The 15,261-nt window shown below is 64.7% G+C and carries 14 protein-coding genes and 1 pseudogene; 9 read left to right on the top strand and 6 right to left on the bottom strand.

The genetic code is table 11. The features are described 5' to 3' along the window. Window positions 1–167 precede the first annotated feature (167 nt). From AC07ZH_RS14270 to AC07ZH_RS14245, 6 genes are all read left to right on the top strand, one after another. A complete protein-coding gene (locus AC07ZH_RS14270; RefSeq protein WP_495200297.1) occupies window positions 168–1,709 on the top strand; it encodes an RHS repeat domain-containing protein in 1,542 nt (513 codons plus the stop codon). Between the two features lie 297 nt (window positions 1,710–2,006). Beyond that, entirely contained in the window at window positions 2,007–2,843 is an 837-nt protein-coding gene (locus AC07ZH_RS14265; protein ID WP_495200296.1) for a hypothetical protein, read from the top strand. Between the two features lie 182 nt (window positions 2,844–3,025). Next, window positions 3,026–4,582, top strand: coding sequence for an FAD-dependent oxidoreductase (locus tag AC07ZH_RS14260; RefSeq protein WP_495200295.1), 1,557 nt, complete (start codon window positions 3,026–3,028; stop codon window positions 4,580–4,582). Next, window positions 4,579–4,965, top strand: coding sequence for a DUF488 domain-containing protein (locus AC07ZH_RS14255; RefSeq protein ID WP_495200294.1), 387 nt, complete (start codon window positions 4,579–4,581; stop codon window positions 4,963–4,965). The genes AC07ZH_RS14260 and AC07ZH_RS14255 overlap by 4 nt, the downstream gene beginning before the upstream one ends. 44 nt (window positions 4,966–5,009) lie before the next feature. Beyond that, window positions 5,010–5,477 (top strand): carboxymuconolactone decarboxylase family protein, encoded by a 468-nt coding sequence (locus tag AC07ZH_RS14250; RefSeq protein ID WP_119108509.1) that lies wholly within the window; start codon window positions 5,010–5,012, stop codon window positions 5,475–5,477. A gap of 28 nt (window positions 5,478–5,505) precedes the next feature. Next, window positions 5,506–5,859, top strand: a complete 354-nt coding sequence (locus tag AC07ZH_RS14245; RefSeq protein WP_119107643.1) for a carboxymuconolactone decarboxylase family protein — start codon at window positions 5,506–5,508, stop codon at window positions 5,857–5,859. A 62-nt stretch (window positions 5,860–5,921) separates the two neighbouring features. Here the strand turns inward: AC07ZH_RS14245 and AC07ZH_RS14240 are convergent, their stop codons facing one another. Genes AC07ZH_RS14240 through AC07ZH_RS14215 form a run of 6 tightly spaced genes read right to left on the bottom strand, consistent with a single transcriptional unit; the run spans window position 5,922 to window position 13,537 of the window. Beyond that, complete coding sequence (locus tag AC07ZH_RS14240; RefSeq protein WP_495200293.1) at window positions 5,922–7,256, bottom strand: TolC family outer membrane protein; 1,335 nt, start codon at window positions 7,254–7,256, stop codon at window positions 5,922–5,924. A gap of 57 nt (window positions 7,257–7,313) precedes the next feature. Beyond that, window positions 7,314–7,652 (bottom strand): rhodanese-like domain-containing protein, encoded by a 339-nt coding sequence (locus AC07ZH_RS14235; protein WP_119107641.1) that lies wholly within the window; start codon window positions 7,650–7,652, stop codon window positions 7,314–7,316. A 10-nt stretch (window positions 7,653–7,662) separates the two neighbouring features. Next, a complete protein-coding gene (locus AC07ZH_RS14230) occupies window positions 7,663–8,370 on the bottom strand; it encodes a protein-L-isoaspartate O-methyltransferase family protein (RefSeq protein WP_495200292.1) in 708 nt (235 codons plus the stop codon). Between the two features lie 53 nt (window positions 8,371–8,423). Continuing rightward, complete coding sequence (locus tag AC07ZH_RS14225) at window positions 8,424–11,588, bottom strand: efflux RND transporter permease subunit (RefSeq protein ID WP_495200291.1); 3,165 nt, start codon at window positions 11,586–11,588, stop codon at window positions 8,424–8,426. A 24-nt stretch (window positions 11,589–11,612) separates the two neighbouring features. Beyond that, window positions 11,613–12,806, bottom strand: coding sequence for an efflux RND transporter periplasmic adaptor subunit (locus AC07ZH_RS14220; RefSeq protein ID WP_495200290.1), 1,194 nt, complete (start codon window positions 12,804–12,806; stop codon window positions 11,613–11,615). Further along, a complete protein-coding gene (locus tag AC07ZH_RS14215) occupies window positions 12,803–13,537 on the bottom strand; it encodes a TetR/AcrR family transcriptional regulator (RefSeq protein ID WP_495200289.1) in 735 nt (244 codons plus the stop codon). The genes AC07ZH_RS14220 and AC07ZH_RS14215 overlap by 4 nt, the downstream gene beginning before the upstream one ends. Window positions 13,538–13,697: 160 nt before the next feature. Here AC07ZH_RS14215 and AC07ZH_RS14210 point away from each other — a divergent pair, with 160 nt between their 5' ends. From AC07ZH_RS14210 to AC07ZH_RS14200, 3 genes and pseudogenes are all read left to right on the top strand, one after another. Beyond that, the gene (locus AC07ZH_RS14210; RefSeq protein ID WP_495200288.1) at window positions 13,698–14,369 is read left to right on the top strand and encodes an FmdE family protein; all 672 of its coding nucleotides are present in this window, start codon (window positions 13,698–13,700) and stop codon (window positions 14,367–14,369) included. 4 nt (window positions 14,370–14,373) lie between these two features. Further along, entirely contained in the window at window positions 14,374–14,952 is a 579-nt protein-coding gene (msrA, locus tag AC07ZH_RS14205) for a peptide-methionine (S)-S-oxide reductase MsrA (RefSeq protein WP_495200287.1), read from the top strand. 93 nt (window positions 14,953–15,045) lie between these two features. Then, a pseudogene (locus tag AC07ZH_RS14200) lies at window positions 15,046–15,187 on the top strand (addiction module antidote protein); the annotation flags it as partial. Between the last annotated feature and the right edge of the window lie 74 nt (window positions 15,188–15,261).

Here is a 15,261-nt window from a genome sequence, read left to right as displayed (position 1 = left end):
CTGGTAGTGCGAAGGAGAGGAGTGCATCTGCTGACCTTAGAGGTTGGCAGGTGTTGCGCTTCAGTTTTGAATCCGCCCTTTCGGCTCTATTTTTTATAGCTACCAGCGCTTGCCCATCAAGCGCTAGAGCCAGATTTCGCTTCAAATTTCGCCATATTCCCGGCACTTTGTCTTGCGGTCCCGTCAACACCAACCCCCAGGCCAGCACCATCAGCCAGGCCACCATCACCTGGAACGCCAGCTACGACAACGCCGGGCGCCTGGCCAGCCTCAGCAAAACCACCGCCGCTGGCACGCCGCCCGACACCACCGCCTTTCAGTACGACACCAACGGCAACCTCCTGGGCAGCCAGCGCGAACGCGCCGGCACCTCCACCACGCGCAGCTACAGCACGGAGGCCGGCCACAACAAACTGCTGGGCTTTGAGCAAACCATCGCCAGCAGCACCGGCAGCGCCAGCGCCAGCGCCAGCGTCAACTACCAGTACGATGCTGCAGGCACCCTGCAAACCGACGGCCTGCACCGCTACAGCTACAACAGCCAAGGCCGCCTGGAGACTGCCAGTACCGGCCAAGGCCCAGAGGCCCCCACCACCAAATACGCCCACAACGCCCTGGGCCAGCGCGTCTTCAAGACCGAAGCGCTGTACAACACCAGCTCCGGCCTATTGGACGAAGACGAAGAAGACCTGGGCTTGCTGCAAAGCATCCAGCAATTCTTCACCCGCCTGTGGAGCCCCAAGGCGAGCGACGCAGAGCACCTGGGCTGGTCCTACCTCTACGATGAAAACACCAGCCTGCTGGGCGACTACGGCATGGGCGGGGCCAACAGCGGCGGCCAGGGCCAGTACTTCTACCTGCCCACGGCCAGCGGCCCCATGCCCATTGCGGCGGAGATCGACGGGCTGCTCTACGCCATCCACAGCGACCACCTGAACACCCCAAGGCGCCTGACCCAAGCCGACGGGCAGACCGCCTGGCAATGGGCCTACAGCGCCTACGGAGACGAAGCGCCCACCCTGGGCGCCAACCGCTTCGCGGACGACACCACCACGCCAAGCACGGGCACCACCAGCATCCCGCCGGTGCGCTTTAACCTGCGCTACCCTGGGCAGACCTTTGACGAAGAGACGGGGCTGCACTACAACTACTTCCGCAGCTACGATCCGAAGACGGGGAGGTATACGCAGGGCGATCCGATTGGGCTGGAGGGGGGGTGGAATCGGTTTGCCTATGTGAATGGCAATCCGCTGAAGTGGACGGATCCGAGAGGCCTCGATAATCCAAGCATGGGGCCATATGGCCCACCATGGACTGGTGTGTGGCGCTGTGAAAGGCCAATAAACATTGACTGGGTTGGTCGTGCCAGTATTGTTTTGCCAAATCACAATTGGCTTTTGACAGGGGCACTGGAAGCTGGTATGGGTGCTCAGTGTCCAGTTCCAGGGCAAGGATGCTCTGATCGGCCGGGTGCGCCAACGCAGACGCTTGACCATAGCGGCCAAAGTTCACAAGAGGGTTCTGAGTGCACGCCGGTTCCCTATGTTGATGAGCAGTGTGTAAGCGAGGCCATTCGTCCGGGGCAGTCGACTGGACATTGGATGCCTTGGAATCAATGCCAGAGCTTTGCTGACGATGTTCTGACCCATTGTTCTATTAAGCCAGGAATTCCTTTTATGCCAAGTCGTCCCGGCCAGTCGTGGAGATGATGGATGCACCGCCTCCTTTTAACGATACTGTGCGTTCTACTGGCGCTGTTCTTTGGCTTCTGGGGAATACAGACTGCATGGATAGGTTCATTGCCTAATCACAATCCCAGTGACTATGAAACCCAGGCAACAGTACAACTTGGTTTTGGGATCTTCTTTCTTTTCATTCCTCTTGTACTGTGGTTCACGATCTGGAGAAAAAAGAAGTAGCAAAGTTCTGGACTAAAAGCCATTCGCATCCCTGGCTGTTGCAGCAATTCACCGAACTTAAGCCCAAGGTGTGATTTGAAAATCACAATGAAATTGATAGCTTCCAGCCATTTGCCATCAAGCGCTGAAGCTCGATTTTGCTTCAAGTTCCGACGAATTCCCTGTACCCTTGGATACACACACGACCGCGTCGCAACCGCCACCCGCAGCTACACAACGGAGGCCAGCCACAACAAACTCCTCGGCCTGGAGCAGACCACCACCAGCAGCACGGGCAGCACCAGCACCAGTACCCCCTACCAGTACGACAGCGCCGGCAACCTGCTCAGCGACGGCCTGCGCCAGTACCACTGCGACAGCCAGGGGCGCCTGCAAAGCAGCCAGACAGGTCAGGGCCCGGACGCGCCTACCACGCGCTACGCGCACAACGCCCTGGGCCAGCGCGTCTTCAAGACCGAGGCGCTGTACAGCACCAGCTCCGGCCTATTGGAAGACGACGAAGAGGACCTGGGCTTCCTGCAAAGCATTGCCCAGTTCTTCACCCGCCTGTGGAGCCCGAAGAACAGCGAGGCCGAGCACCTGGGCTGGGCCTACCTGTACGACGAAGAGGGGAGCCTCGTGGGCGAATACGGCATGGGCGGGGCGGGCAGCGGCGGCCAGGGCCAGTATTTCTATCTGCCGACCGCCAGCGGCCCCATGCCGATCGCCGCCGAGATCGATGGGTTGCTCTACGCCATCCACAGCGACCACCTGAACACCGCCAGGCAGCTGACGCAGCAGGGCGGGCAGCCCGCTTGGCAGTGGGCCTACAGCGCCTACGGGGACGAGGCGCCGACGCTGGGCAGCAGGCGGTTTATCAACGAGGTGACGAACCTGACGACCGGATCGACCAGCATCCCCGTCGGTGCTCGGGATTCAAACTAAGCCCATGGCGCCCACTGCGGCTGCGCAGCCCCCAAAGCCCCTACTGCCAAGCCGATCCGCGCAGCGGCGTAGGCTGTCACCCAGCACCAGGGTGAAGCACAAGGTGCCCGCTTCACCATTGCCACAGCGGCCCTTGGGCTGCACGGCCAGGCAGGGCGCCGCTTCTGATGGAGGAGCAGACCATGAGCGATACCCCAACCCCTTTGCAGGGCGACGATTTCGCGGCGGGCGTAGCGCTTGACCGCATTGCCGAAGGCGCCATGCTGTTGGGCCACGCCCACGGCGAAGCGCTGCTGCTGTCGCGCCACGGCGGCGAGCTGTTTGCGGTGGGCGCCACCTGCACCCACTACGGTGGCCCGCTGGCCGAGGGCCTGGTGGTGGGCGATACCGTGCGGTGCCCCTGGCACCACGCGGCTTTCAGCCTGCGCACCGGCGAGGCGCTGCGTGCGCCGGCCCTGGGCGGCGTGGGTTGCTGGCAGGTAGAGCAGCGCGCTGGCAAGGCCTACGTCACCGGCAAGCGCATCGCCGGCCCCAAGCCCAGCTCGGCCCACGCGGGCATGCCCGAATCCGTCGTCATCGTGGGCGGCGGTACCGCCGGCCAGGCCGCTGCGGAGACCCTGCGGCGTGAAGGCTACGCCGGGCCGGTGACACTGCTCAGCAGCGATACGCACCTGCCTTGCGACCGCCCCAATCTGTCGAAGAACTTTCTGGCGGGAACCGCTCCCGCCGAGTGGCTGTCTCTGCGGCCGGCAGAGTTCTACCAAGAGCAAAACATTGGTGTGCGCCTGGCGACCCAGGTGGTGGGCATCGACCCCGCCCAGCGCCAGCTGCAACTGGCCGATGGCAGCCGCCTGGCCTATGGCGCGCTGCTGCTGGCCACCGGTGCCGAGCCGGTGCGGCTGGACCTTCCCGGCGCCCATTTGCCGCATGTGCACGTGCTGCGCACGCAGGCCGATGGCGAGGCACTGGCCACGGCCGCTGAGGGCGCCAAGCGCGCCGTTATCATTGGTGCGAGCTTCATTGGCCTGGAAGTCGCTGCATCGCTGCGCGCCCGCAATATCGACGTCCACGTGGTGGGGCGCGAGAGCGTGCTGATGGAGAAAGTGCTGGGGCCGCAGGTGGGCGCCTACCTCAAAACTTTGCATGAGCGCCACGGCGTGGTGTTTCACCTGGGCACCGACCCAGTCGGCATTGACGCGCAGGCGGTGCGCCTGCGCAGCGGCGAAATACTCCCTGCTGATCTGGTGGTGGTGGGCGTTGGCGTGCGCCCGGCGCTGGCGCTGGCCGAACAGGCCGGTTTGGCCATGGACCGCGGCGTGGCGGTCGATGACTACCTGCAAACCAGCGTACCGGGCATTTACGCGGCCGGTGACATTGCGCGCTGGCCCGACCCGGCCACGGGCGATCGCATTCGTGTCGAGCACTGGGTGGTGGCGGGGCGCCAGGGCCAGACGGCCGCGCGCAACCTGCTGGGCCAGCGCGAGCGCTTTGACGCGGTGCCCTTTTTCTGGACCGAGCAGTACGACTTTGCCCTGGCCTATGTCGGCCACGCCGAGGGTTGGGACGAGGCGCTGATCGATGGCGACCTGGAGCAGCAAGACTGCCGCATCACCTACCGGCGCGCCGGCAAGGCACTGGCCGTGGCCGTGGTGCATCGCGATCTGGCCGGGCTGCACGCCGAAGTCGAGATGGAACGGGCCATGGCCAGCCAATGCGGCAAGGCAAAAGTGACGCCATGACCCACCCGGTGCCTGCCAGCCATGTGCTGATCAAGCGCGCCTACGAACCGCCTGCGCCGGAAGACGGCACGCGTATCCTCATCGACCGCTTGTGGCCGCGCGGCGTCAAGAAGGAAGCTCTGGCGCTGGACCAATGGGCCAAGGAGCTTGCGCCCAGCACGGCACTGCGCCAATGGTTTGGCCACGATCCGGCGCGCTGGGCCGAGTTTCAAAAGCGCTATGCAACCGAGCTGCAAACCCAGGCCGAGGCGCTGGACGCCTTGCGTGCACGGGCGCGCAGCGGCACGGTGACCCTGGTCTATGGCGCACACGACGAAGCCCACAACAACGCGGTCGTGGTGCGCGCCTTGCTGCTGGCACCCGATAGAGCGGCAGCGCCATGAAGGGCGCACCGCAACCGAACCGCACACTTTTGAAGGAGCTTTCCATGCAACCACGCCTTGATTACAAACAAGCCGCTCCGGCCGCCTTCCAGGCCATGCTGGGGCTGGAAAACTACGTGCGCCAGTCTGGCCTGGAGCACAGCCTGCTGGAACTGGTGAAGACACGCGTGTCGCAAATCAACGGCTGCGCCTACTGCCTGGACATGCACACCAAGGACGCACGCGCCGCCGGAGAAACCGAGCAACGCCTGTACCTGCTGCCCGCCTGGCGGGAAACCAGCTTCTATTCGGAACGCGAGCGTGCCGCGCTGGCCTGGTCCGAAGCCGTGACGCAACTGGGCCCGCACGGTGTTGCCGATGCGCTGTACGACGAGGTACGCCGCCAGTTCGACGAAAAGGCGCTGGTGGACCTGACGCTCGCCATTGTCGCCATCAACGGCTGGAACCGCCTGGCGATCCCATTTCGCTCCGAGGCCGGCAGCTACCAGCCCCCCAAGGCCCGCGCGGCCTGATCGATTTCGGTTTTGAAAGGAGCTTCCTATGGACGAATCCCTCTATCCCCACGCCAGCGCTGACATTGCGCGCAAGCGCCGCGAACTGGCGCCTGAGCCTCTCAACGCCTTCAAGGCTTTTAGCGCTGCCGTCTTTGCCGATGGTGCGTTGCCGAGCAAGACCAAGCAACTGATTGCGGTGGCGGTGGCGCATGTGACGCAGTGCCCGTACTGCATTCGTGGCCATACGCAGGCGGCACTCAAAGCGGGTGCCACGCAAGCCGAGATCATGGAAGCCATCTGGGTGTCGGCCGAGATGCGCGCGGGCGCAGCCTATGCGCACTCGGCGCTGGCGCTCGACACCATGCTGCATGCACATCCAGAGGGCGGTGTCACCGCCTGAGTGCGGAGTGAAACGGTAGAATGCTATAGAAAATATAGCTTCTATCGCTTACTGGTATTGCCTTAAGGGGCTTTTTTAACCAATAAACCGTCTACTTTGCGCACGTCGTCCAGGCTGAGCGTGCCCGCCGCCTGGCGCAGCTTGAGCGTGCCCAGCAGCACGTTGTAGCGCGCCTGGGCCAGGTCGCGCTGGGTCTGGTAGAGCTGGCTTTGGGCGTTGAGCACGTCGATGTTGATGCGCACGCCTACCTGGTAGCCAAGCTGGTTGGCTTCGAGCGCGCTTTTGCTCGATTGCTCGGCCGCTTCCAGGGCGCTGACCTGGCTGCGGCCCGACTCCAGCCCGAAGTAGGCGGCGCGCGTGGCCTGTGCGATGGCGCGGCGGGCGGTTTCAAGGTCGGCGCTGGCCTTGTCTTCCAGGGCCAAGGTTTCGCGCACGCGGTTTTGTATGGCAAAGCCGGCAAACAGCGGCACGTTGAGTGCTACACCGATGCTGGCGTTGTTGGCGCGTGTGTTCAGGTTCGGGATGGTGGAGGAGCCACGCGGGTAGTGCGCCACACCGTAGCTGGCCTGCAAATCCACGGTCGGAAGGTGGCCGGTCTCGGCCTTCTTGGTTTCCAGCCGGGCGACGTCTAGCGCAATGGCGGCCGCGCGCACCTGCGGCTGTTCGGTCTGTGCCGTTTGCACCCACGTGTTGACGTCCAGCGGCGTGGGCTCGGGCGGGCGGACCGGTTGGCTCAAAGGCAATGGCTCGGCATTGGTGCGGCCCGTGATCTGGTCAAGTGCCAGGCGTTTGACGCGCAAGTCGTTCTCGGCCGCGATTTCTTGCGCACGCACCAGGTCAAAGCGCGCCTGCGCTTCGCGCGAATCGGTGATGGTGGAGGTGCCGACCTCGAAATTGCGCTTGGCCGCGGCGAGCTGTTCGTCCACGGCAGCCTTTTGGGCCTGCACCGAGGCCAGGGTGTCCTGCGCCGCCAGCACGTCGAAATAGGCTTGGCTGACGCGCACCAGCAGGTCTTGCGTGGCCCCTTCGAGCTGCACGCGCGCCAGATCTACGCCGCGCTTGCCTTGCTTGTAGGCAATGCCGTTGGCCGGGCGGTACAGCGGCTGCGAGGCGCTGATGGCGACGCTTTGCGTCACGGTGCTGAAGTCCATCGGCGGGCGGCTGATCTCGGTATCCGCGACGGACCAGCCCGCTGACAGCCCCGCACTGGGCAGCAGCCCGGCACGTGCTTGGCCGGCGCGGCCTTCGGCCGCGTCCAGTTGCGCCCGTGCGGCTTGCCAGCTGGAATCGGTTTCGCTGGCGGACTGCACCAGCTCCAGCAGGCTTTGTGCGTGAGCGGGCGCAGCGAACGCTGCGGCCAGAGCCAGAGACAGGGGTACAAGCCGGCACGGGTGCATGAAGGTCTTTCGGAGTAGTCGGAACGAACGAAAGGGGGCAGAAAGGCAGGGTGCGCCTCAGTAGCGCGGCACCGAGGAGTCGCACTCGGCAGACCAGGCATTGATACCGCCGGTGATGTTGGCCACGCGCGCAAAGCCGCGCTGCTCCAGAAACATCGCCACGTTGAAACTGCGTGCGCCGTGGTGGCACAGGCAGGCCACGGGCTGGTCCGGGTCCAGGGCAGCGAGCTGCGCCGGCACGCTGGCCATGGGCATGGCGCGCACTTCGAAGCCGGCGGCCTGGACGCTGGCGATGGCCAGCTCCCAGGGCTCACGCACGTCCAGCACCAGCGGCGCGGCGGCGGGTTCCGCGGCAAACCATGCGGCGAGATCGGCGGGGCGCACTTGATCGACCATTGGCGTACTCTCAGAAGCGAAATGCCGAGGGCTCTGGGAAGTTGCGCAGGCGCGGTGCCACCGTGTCCCAGGGCTGGATGGTGTCAAAGCGCTCGCCCTGGCGGCGCACGATGGTGGCGCGCATCATGGGCTCTTCGCCAGTAATGGCGGCCAGGCGCCCGCCGTCGCGCAGCAGCGCCAGCAGTTCCTGCGGCACGGAGGCCACCGAGCCGCTGAGCAGAATCACGTCAAATGGGCCATCGGGAATCAGGCTCGAACCATCGGCTACGCGCACGGCAGCGTTGCGCACGCCGGCGCGCCTGAGGTTGTCGAGTGCCATTTGCGCCAGTTCGGGCTCAATCTCCAGGCTCACCACCTGGTCGGCGACCTGCGCCAGCAGCGCGGCCATAAAGCCCGAGCCGGCGCCGATTTCCAGTACGCGGTCGTTGCGGGTGATCAGCAGGTCCTGCATGAGGCGCGCCTCCACCTTGGGCAAGAGCATGCATTCGCCCTTCTGCAGCGCCTCTTCGGCATTGCCGCGCAGGGGAATCTGGATGTCCATGAAGGCCAGGCTGCGGTAGGCGGGCGGAACGAAATCCTCACGGCGCACGCGGCCCAGTGCGTCGAGCGTCTGGCCGTCGTACACATCCCAGGGGCGAATCTGCTGCTCAATCATGTTGAAGCGCGCCTGCTCAAGCGCGGCATCGGGATGGGCAGAAGGACTAGTGGGCATATTCATGGGCGGTCTCCGAGAGAAAAAGGGGGGAGGGCATTCAGGGCAAACCCTTGATTTTAGGCGCTGCCCCCGCGCCATTTGCGGCGCGCCCAGTTCGCCAGGTCGTCCATGTAGCAGTACACGACGGGCACCACCACCAGGGTCAGCAGCGACGAGGTAATGACGCCGCCGATCACCGCCTGGCCCATGGGAGCGCGCTGCTCCGAGCCTTCGCTCATGGCAAAGGCCAGTGGCAGCATGCCGAAGATCATGGCCAGCGTGGTCATCAGAATGGGGCGCAGCCGCACGCGCGCCGCCAGCAACAGCGCCTCGCTGCGCGGCAGGCCGGCTTGCACGGAGCCGTCGTCGCCCACATGGTCCTCACGCGAGCGGATGGCAAAGTCCACCAGCAAGATGGCATTTTTGGTGACCAGGCCCATCAGCATCACCACGCCGATGATGGAAAACATCGACAGCGCCGAGCCAAAGATCAGCAGGGCCAGCACCACGCCAATCAAGGTCAGCGGCAGCGCCGTCATCAGCGCCAGCGGCTGCAGAAAGCTCCTGAACTGGCTGGCCAGAATCATGTAGATGAACACGATGGCCAGCAGCAGCGCCGAGATGGCGTAGCCAAAGGCTTCAGCCATGTTCTTGGTGGAGCCGCCAAACTGGTAGCGGTAGCCGGGCGGGAATGTCGTCTGGTCGAGCACTTTGCGGATGTCGGCCGACACTTCGCCGGTGGACCGGTGGTAGACATTGGCGTTGATGGCCACTTCGCGTGTCATGTCGCGCCGGTTGATCTGGTTGGGCCCGGTGGATTCGCGCACCTGCGCCACCTGGCCCAGGCGCACCGTGCGCGTGCCGCCACCGGTCGCTGCCAGGGTGAAAGGCAGGCGCTCAATTTGCGCTGGCGTGGTGCGCGCCTCGGGTGCCAGGCGCACGTTCACGTCGTAGGTCTCGTCGTTGGGCGCGCGCCAGTTGCCCACCGTCTGGCCGGCAATCAGGGTGCGCAGGCTGGACGCCACCGAGCCCACCGAGAGGCCCAGGTCCGAGGCCGCGTCACGCCGCAGGTCCACGGCAATCACCGGTTTGTCTGCCTTCAGGCTGGAATCGAGATCGACCAGACCCGGAATGTCCTTGAGCCGCGCCGTCACTTGGCGGGTCAGGCGTTCAAGTTCCTGCAAATCCTGCCCCTGCAGAGAAAACTCGATCTGCTTTTGTCCGCCCACCGGGTCCAGCAGGCCGACATGCGTGATGGTGATGCCGGCAATCCGGTGCAGGCGCTCACGCAGCAGGGCGGACATGGTGGCCACGTCGCGCTTGCGGTCTTTGCGGTCCGTCAGGCGCACGTAAATGCTGCCGTAAATCTTGCCCTGCGCGCTGCCGGTGTTGAGCGTGGCCAGCGTGTAGCGCACCTCGGGAAACTCGCGCACCACGGCTTCCACCTGGCGCGCCTTGGCCTCGGTGGCTTCCAGCGACGAGCCCACAGGGGTGTAGAAATTGATCGTGGTTTCGGAAAAATCAGCGGCGGGAACGAATTCGGTGCCCAGCAGCGGCACCATGAAAATGCTCAGCACAAAAATGCCCAGCGCCAGCGCCAAGGTTTTCAGCTTGTGCACCAGCGCCCAGCCCAGTACCTTCTGGTAGCCCTGTGCCAGACTTTCCGTGGCGTCGTCGAACCAGCCCGTCACCCGGCCGATGGTGCGGCCGTACCGGCTGTGGTCTTCCACGCGCTTGCCGTGTGCGTGAATGCTGGGGTCTTCCCAGAGGGACGACAGCATGGGATCCAGCGTGAAACTGACAAACATCGAAATCAGCACCGCCGCGACGATGGTGATGCCAAACTCGTGAAAAAACTTGCCGATGATGCCGCCCATGAAGCCGATCGGCAGGAACACCGCGACGATGGAGAGCGTCGTCGCCAGCACCGCCAGGCCAATCTCCTGCGTGCCGTCCATGGCGGCGGCGAAGCTCCCCTTGCCCATCTGCACGTGGCGCACGATGTTCTCGCGCACCACGATGGCGTCGTCGATCAGCAGGCCCACGCACAGGCTGAGTGCCATCAGCGTGATCATGTTGATGGTGAAGCCAAACCAGTACATGAACAAAAAGGTGCCGATGATGGAGATCGGCAGCGTCAGGCCGGTAATGACCGTCGAGCGCCAGGAGTTGAGAAACAAGAAGACGATCAGCACGGTGAGTGCCGCGCCTTCGATCAGCGTCTCGCGCACGTTTTCCACCGCCACGCGGATCGGGCGCGCGCTGTCGCCAATGGTCTCCAGCCGCACGCCTGCGGGCAGCTCGGCGCGCAGCGCGGCCACCGCCGCATTCAAGCCGTCGACCACCTCGATGGTGTTCTCGCCCTGGGCCTTCTGCACCGACAGCAGCAGCGTGCGCTGGCCGTTGTAGAGCGCCAGGCTTTCGACCTCTTCGGCGCCGTCTTCCACGCGCGCCACCTGCTCGATGCGCACCGGTGCATCCCCTTTTCGGGCGACGATGATGCGGCCGAAATCCTCGGGCCTTTGTATGCGCGCGTCGATCTGCACCACGCGCTCCTGGTTCAGCGAGCGGATGGCGCCCAGCGGCAGATCCTGGTTTTCACTGCGCACTGCGTTCACCACCTGCTCGGGCGTGATGCCAAACGCTTCCAGCGCTTGCGGCTGCAGGTAGATGTTGATCTCGCGCCGCGTGGCCCCCACCAGATTCACCGCACCCACGCCGCGCACGTTCTCCAGGCGCTTCCTCAGCGTCTGGTCGGCCCAGGTGGTCAGCGCCTCGGCCGACAGCGGGGTTTTTGCGTCCGCCGTGGGCAGCACGGCCAGCGACCAGACCGGCCGGCTGGCAGGGTCAAAGCGCAGCACGCGCGGCTCTTTCACCTCGTCGCGCAGCAAGGGGCGCACGCTGGCCACCTTCTCGCGCACGTCCTCGGCGGCCTTGCGGCCATCGATATTGAGATCAAATTCGATGATGACGACCGAACTGCCCTCGTAGCTGCGCGAGGTCAGGGCATTGATCCCCGCCACGGAATTGACGCCTTCCTCGATCTTCTTGGTGACTTCGCTCTCAACGATCTCGGGCGATGCGCCCGGGTATTCGGTGGTGACCACCACCACCGGAAAATCGATGTCGGGAAACTGATCGACCTTGAGCCGCTGGTAAGAAAACACCCCCAGCACCACGAAGGCGAGCATCACCATCGTGGCGAACACGGGGTTGCGCAGACTGACTTTGGTAAACCACATGGCGGGGCCTGGCAGATGCCGGTGTCAGTGCGCCGCAGCGGCTGCAGAGGCCTGGGGAAGCGCTGGGGCCGCAGCGATTGGTGGCTGAGGGACGGGCTCGGGCAGGCGCAGCGCGGTGCCCACAGGCAGGGCGCCCACGCGGGCCGCGAGCACCTGCGCGCCCTCCGCCACGCCTTGCACCGCCACCCAGGTCGCGCCGTCCATCAAGGTGCGTTCTCCCAGGCGGACAACGTGGTGCGCTACCTGGCCGCCCTCGGCCACCTGTAAATACGGCTCGGCCTGATCGGTTCGCACGGCATCCAGCGGCACGGCCAAGGCCTGCTGCGTGCCAGCTGCGAGCGTGCCCTGCAGATACACCCCCTGGCGCAGGCCGGGCAGGGCGGCGGCGTTGTCGATGGCTAGGTACACGGGCACAGCGCGCGTGCCGGCCTGTGCGCTCGGGCTGATGCGCACCACGCGCGCCTGCAGGCCATCGTGAGTGCCTTCCAATTGCAGGCTGGCTGTCTGGCCGACCCGCACCTGCGCGGCGTCGGCGGCGGGAACCAGGGCTTCGACTTCGAGTTTCGACAGGTCTACGACTTCGAGAATGCGCACATCCACGGCCACGCGTTCGCCGTTTTGCACCAGGCGCTGGGAGACAAAGCCGTCGATGGGGCTCTTGAGCACCGTGTCGGCAAGCGACTTGCGCGCTACGTCGGCCGCCGCTACCCCCGCCTGGTACGAGGCCTTGGCGGCATCCAGGCTGGCCTGCGAGGTGTCGAGCGCCGTTTTCGAAATGAAGCCCTGTGCCACCAGGGCCCGGTTGTTGTCGAACTGCCGCTGGCTGATCGCCACCTGCGCGCGGGCCGCGTCGGCCTGCTGCTGCGCCTGGCGCACGCGCGCCTGGGTTTCGGTCGCGTCGATCCGCGCCACCACCTGGCCGGCGCGCACGGCATCGCCTTCGCGCAGGTTCAGGTCTTGCAGCTCACCCGCCACCCGTGCCTTGATGGTGGCCGACTGCACCGCACGCACCGCACCCGAAACGGGGATGCCCAGCGTGAGTTCGCGCGAGCGCAGGGCAAATACCTCGCCGGGCGCAACCTCCATCACCACGTGTTCGGTGCGCGCGCTGCTGGCCGTTTCCTGCTGCGCCTTGCGCGCCGAGATGGCACGCAAGGCGCCAGCGGCCACCACGGCAACGACGATAGCCGCGGCTATCCAGGGAATCCAGCGTTTCATGGGTGTGGGGGCAAAGGAGAAGCAGGGGCAGCCGGCGCTGGACGCACGCACAGGCCATAGAGCAGACCATCAATCTGGTGGTCGATAAAAGTCTGCGGATCGAAATCAGCGGCATTGGGCACGCAGGCGCCCATGGAATGTTTGGTGAGCATCAAAAACATCAGCGGCGCAATGATGGCGTGCACCGCGTACACAGGGTCGACCGCGCGAAACTCCCCCGAGGCCACACCCCGCGCCAGCACGCGGCGAATCAGCTGCTGCGCCGGTTCGATGACCTCATGCTGGTAAAACTGGGCGATTTCTGGGAAATTGCCCGCCTCGCACAGCATCAGCTTGGTGATGCCCGAGGCGCGCGTGTTGCCAATGCGTTCCCACCAGGCCTGGTAGCAGGCGCGCAGCATCTCGCCCGTGCTGCCGGGGAACTGGTCGATTTGTGCCGACCATTCATCGAAGCGTCCCACGATGCTCTCGCGCACCACGGCCTTGAACAGCTCTTCCTTGCTGGGGAAATAAAGAAACAGCGTGCCCTTGGACACACCAGCACGCGCAGCCACTTCTTCCACCCGCGTGGCGGTAAAACCCTTTTCCACGAACAGGTCCAACGCGGCATCCAGCAGCTCGCCAGGGCGGGCCTGCTTGCGGCGTTCGCGGCGCGCCGCCCCACCAGGCGCGGCACCCAGGGTGTCGTCGTGAAGAGGTTCGGCAGGAAGGGGAGCAGGGCGTGTGGACAAAGTGCTGATTACTGACTGACTGGTTAGTAATGTAGCAAAGCCGTCTGCCGAGGTCAATGCGCGCCTGATTGAAATAGCCCCAATGCGGTCATGCAGTCAGAAGTGTTTACGATTGCCCAGCGGCACGCGATGTGCCGCATCCAAAGCAAAAGCAGGTGCCATGACAGAAGTGCAAGACCCCGGATTTCCCGATTTTTTCGCGCAAGCGCCCGTCATTACGGTGCGCGACCCGCTGGCCCAGTTTCTGGGCGCGGTCCGACAGGGGCTTATTCGATATGGCTACGCCGACGTGGTGCGTCTGGCGGGCCACTCGTGCCCGACCGTCGCGGGCGCCTACCTCATGGCCCTGCATGGCCTGCGCGCGCTGTATGCAGGCGAGACGCCCGTGCGGGGCGATGTGGAAGTTTTCATGCGGGACCCGCGCGATAGCGGCGTGACGGGGGTTATCTCCTCGGTGGTGCAATTGGTGACCGGTGCCGCGGCTGAAACCGGGTTTCCTGGCGCCGGCCCGTCGGCGCTCTTTGCACGCAAGAACCTGCTGCACTTTGGTACCGACGTTGACGGCGTTCTGGGCATGCGCCGCCGGGACACTGGCAAGGCCGTCAGCGTGCACCTGGACGGTGCCCTGCTGCCCTGGCCGGACGAAATGCGACCGCTGATGGCCAAGGCCTTCTCCGAGCGCGCCAACAGCGCCGAGCTGGAGCGCTTTGCACAGCTCTGGCAAGAGCGGGTGCGGCTCATGCTGGTAGACCATGCCGACGACCCAGCGCTGGTGGGGGTCAGCGACTGGCATCCCGCCCCACGAGCCTCGAAAAAATCGGAAGGAGCTTGACGCCATGAGCAATCCAGGCAATCAACCCGGTACACCGGCCTCAGCCGGAAGGGCGAGCATCACCCTGGCTGGCGGCTGCTTCTGGTGCACAGAAGCGGTGTTTGACCGCGTGCGCGGCGTGACCGACGTGCAAAGCGGCTACGCCAATGGCCATGTGCAAAACCCCACGTACGAGCAGGTGTGCACCGGCCACACCGGCCACGCTGAAGTCGTGCGCCTGCAGTTTGACGACACCGTGATCAGCCTGCGCGAGATTTTGGAAATCTTCTTCGCCACGCACGACCCGTCGCAGCTCAACCGCCAGGGCAACGACGTGGGGACGCAGTACCGCAGTGGCATTTATTACGAGACCGAAGCCCAGGGCGAACTGGCCCGCCAGATGCTCAAGGAAATGGCGGAGGAGGGCCTCTACGACGGACCCATCACCACCGAAGTCGCACCGCTTTCCAACTGGAGCGCCGCCGAGGCCTACCACGACGACTACTACGCGCGCAACCCCAACCAGGGCTACTGCGCCGCGGTGGTGGGGCCGAAGGTTGCCAAGTTTCGCAAGACGTTTGTGCGGTTTTTGAAGGATGGGTGAGATGAACGTTTAAGGAAAATAGGCCTCTAGCGCTTACTTGGCGGGCGTTGAAAGCTATAGAAAGGTGAGCTTTTGCGCACGATGCATCGCTATATTGCCAAGGCACGGGGCATGAGCCAAGTGGCGCGTGACACAGGCCTGTCGCGTGAAAGCTCTCTACAAGAGCCTGTCTGGGGAACGCACGCCCAGCTCCGATACTCTGTTCAAGGTGCTGCATGCCATGGGGTTCAAGCTCTCCCTGGCGCCGGTCCGGCAACAAACCGCAGCTCATCTTGCGTCAGCCAAACGGCTGGCGCCACACATCCGATT

It is taken from the genome of Simplicispira sp. GW247-4R2A, assembly GCF_059424465.1.
The sequence above is the reverse complement of the archived record's forward strand: the minus strand, read 5'-3'. Positions and strand labels throughout refer to the sequence as shown.

Excerpts from the sequence above, each read along its gene's own strand:
- AC07ZH_RS14265 (WP_495200296.1), top strand. The coding sequence starts at position 2,007 with ATGAAATTGATAGCTTCCAGCCATTTGCCATCAAGCGCTGAAGCTCGA.
- AC07ZH_RS14260 (WP_495200295.1), top strand. The coding sequence starts at position 3,026 with ATGAGCGATACCCCAACCCCTTTGCAGGGCGACGATTTCGCGGCGGGC.
- AC07ZH_RS14255 (WP_495200294.1), top strand. The coding sequence starts at position 4,579 with ATGACCCACCCGGTGCCTGCCAGCCATGTGCTGATCAAGCGCGCCTAC.
- AC07ZH_RS14250 (WP_119108509.1), top strand. The coding sequence starts at position 5,010 with ATGCAACCACGCCTTGATTACAAACAAGCCGCTCCGGCCGCCTTCCAG.
- AC07ZH_RS14245 (WP_119107643.1), top strand. The coding sequence starts at position 5,506 with ATGGACGAATCCCTCTATCCCCACGCCAGCGCTGACATTGCGCGCAAG.
- AC07ZH_RS14240 (WP_495200293.1), bottom strand. The coding sequence starts at position 7,256 with ATGCACCCGTGCCGGCTTGTACCCCTGTCTCTGGCTCTGGCCGCAGCG.
- AC07ZH_RS14235 (WP_119107641.1), bottom strand. The coding sequence starts at position 7,652 with ATGGTCGATCAAGTGCGCCCCGCCGATCTCGCCGCATGGTTTGCCGCG.
- AC07ZH_RS14230 (WP_495200292.1), bottom strand. The coding sequence starts at position 8,370 with ATGAATATGCCCACTAGTCCTTCTGCCCATCCCGATGCCGCGCTTGAG.
- AC07ZH_RS14225 (WP_495200291.1), bottom strand. The coding sequence starts at position 11,588 with ATGTGGTTTACCAAAGTCAGTCTGCGCAACCCCGTGTTCGCCACGATG.
- AC07ZH_RS14220 (WP_495200290.1), bottom strand. The coding sequence starts at position 12,806 with ATGAAACGCTGGATTCCCTGGATAGCCGCGGCTATCGTCGTTGCCGTG.
- AC07ZH_RS14210 (WP_495200288.1), top strand. The coding sequence starts at position 13,698 with ATGACAGAAGTGCAAGACCCCGGATTTCCCGATTTTTTCGCGCAAGCG.
- msrA (WP_495200287.1), top strand. The coding sequence starts at position 14,374 with ATGAGCAATCCAGGCAATCAACCCGGTACACCGGCCTCAGCCGGAAGG.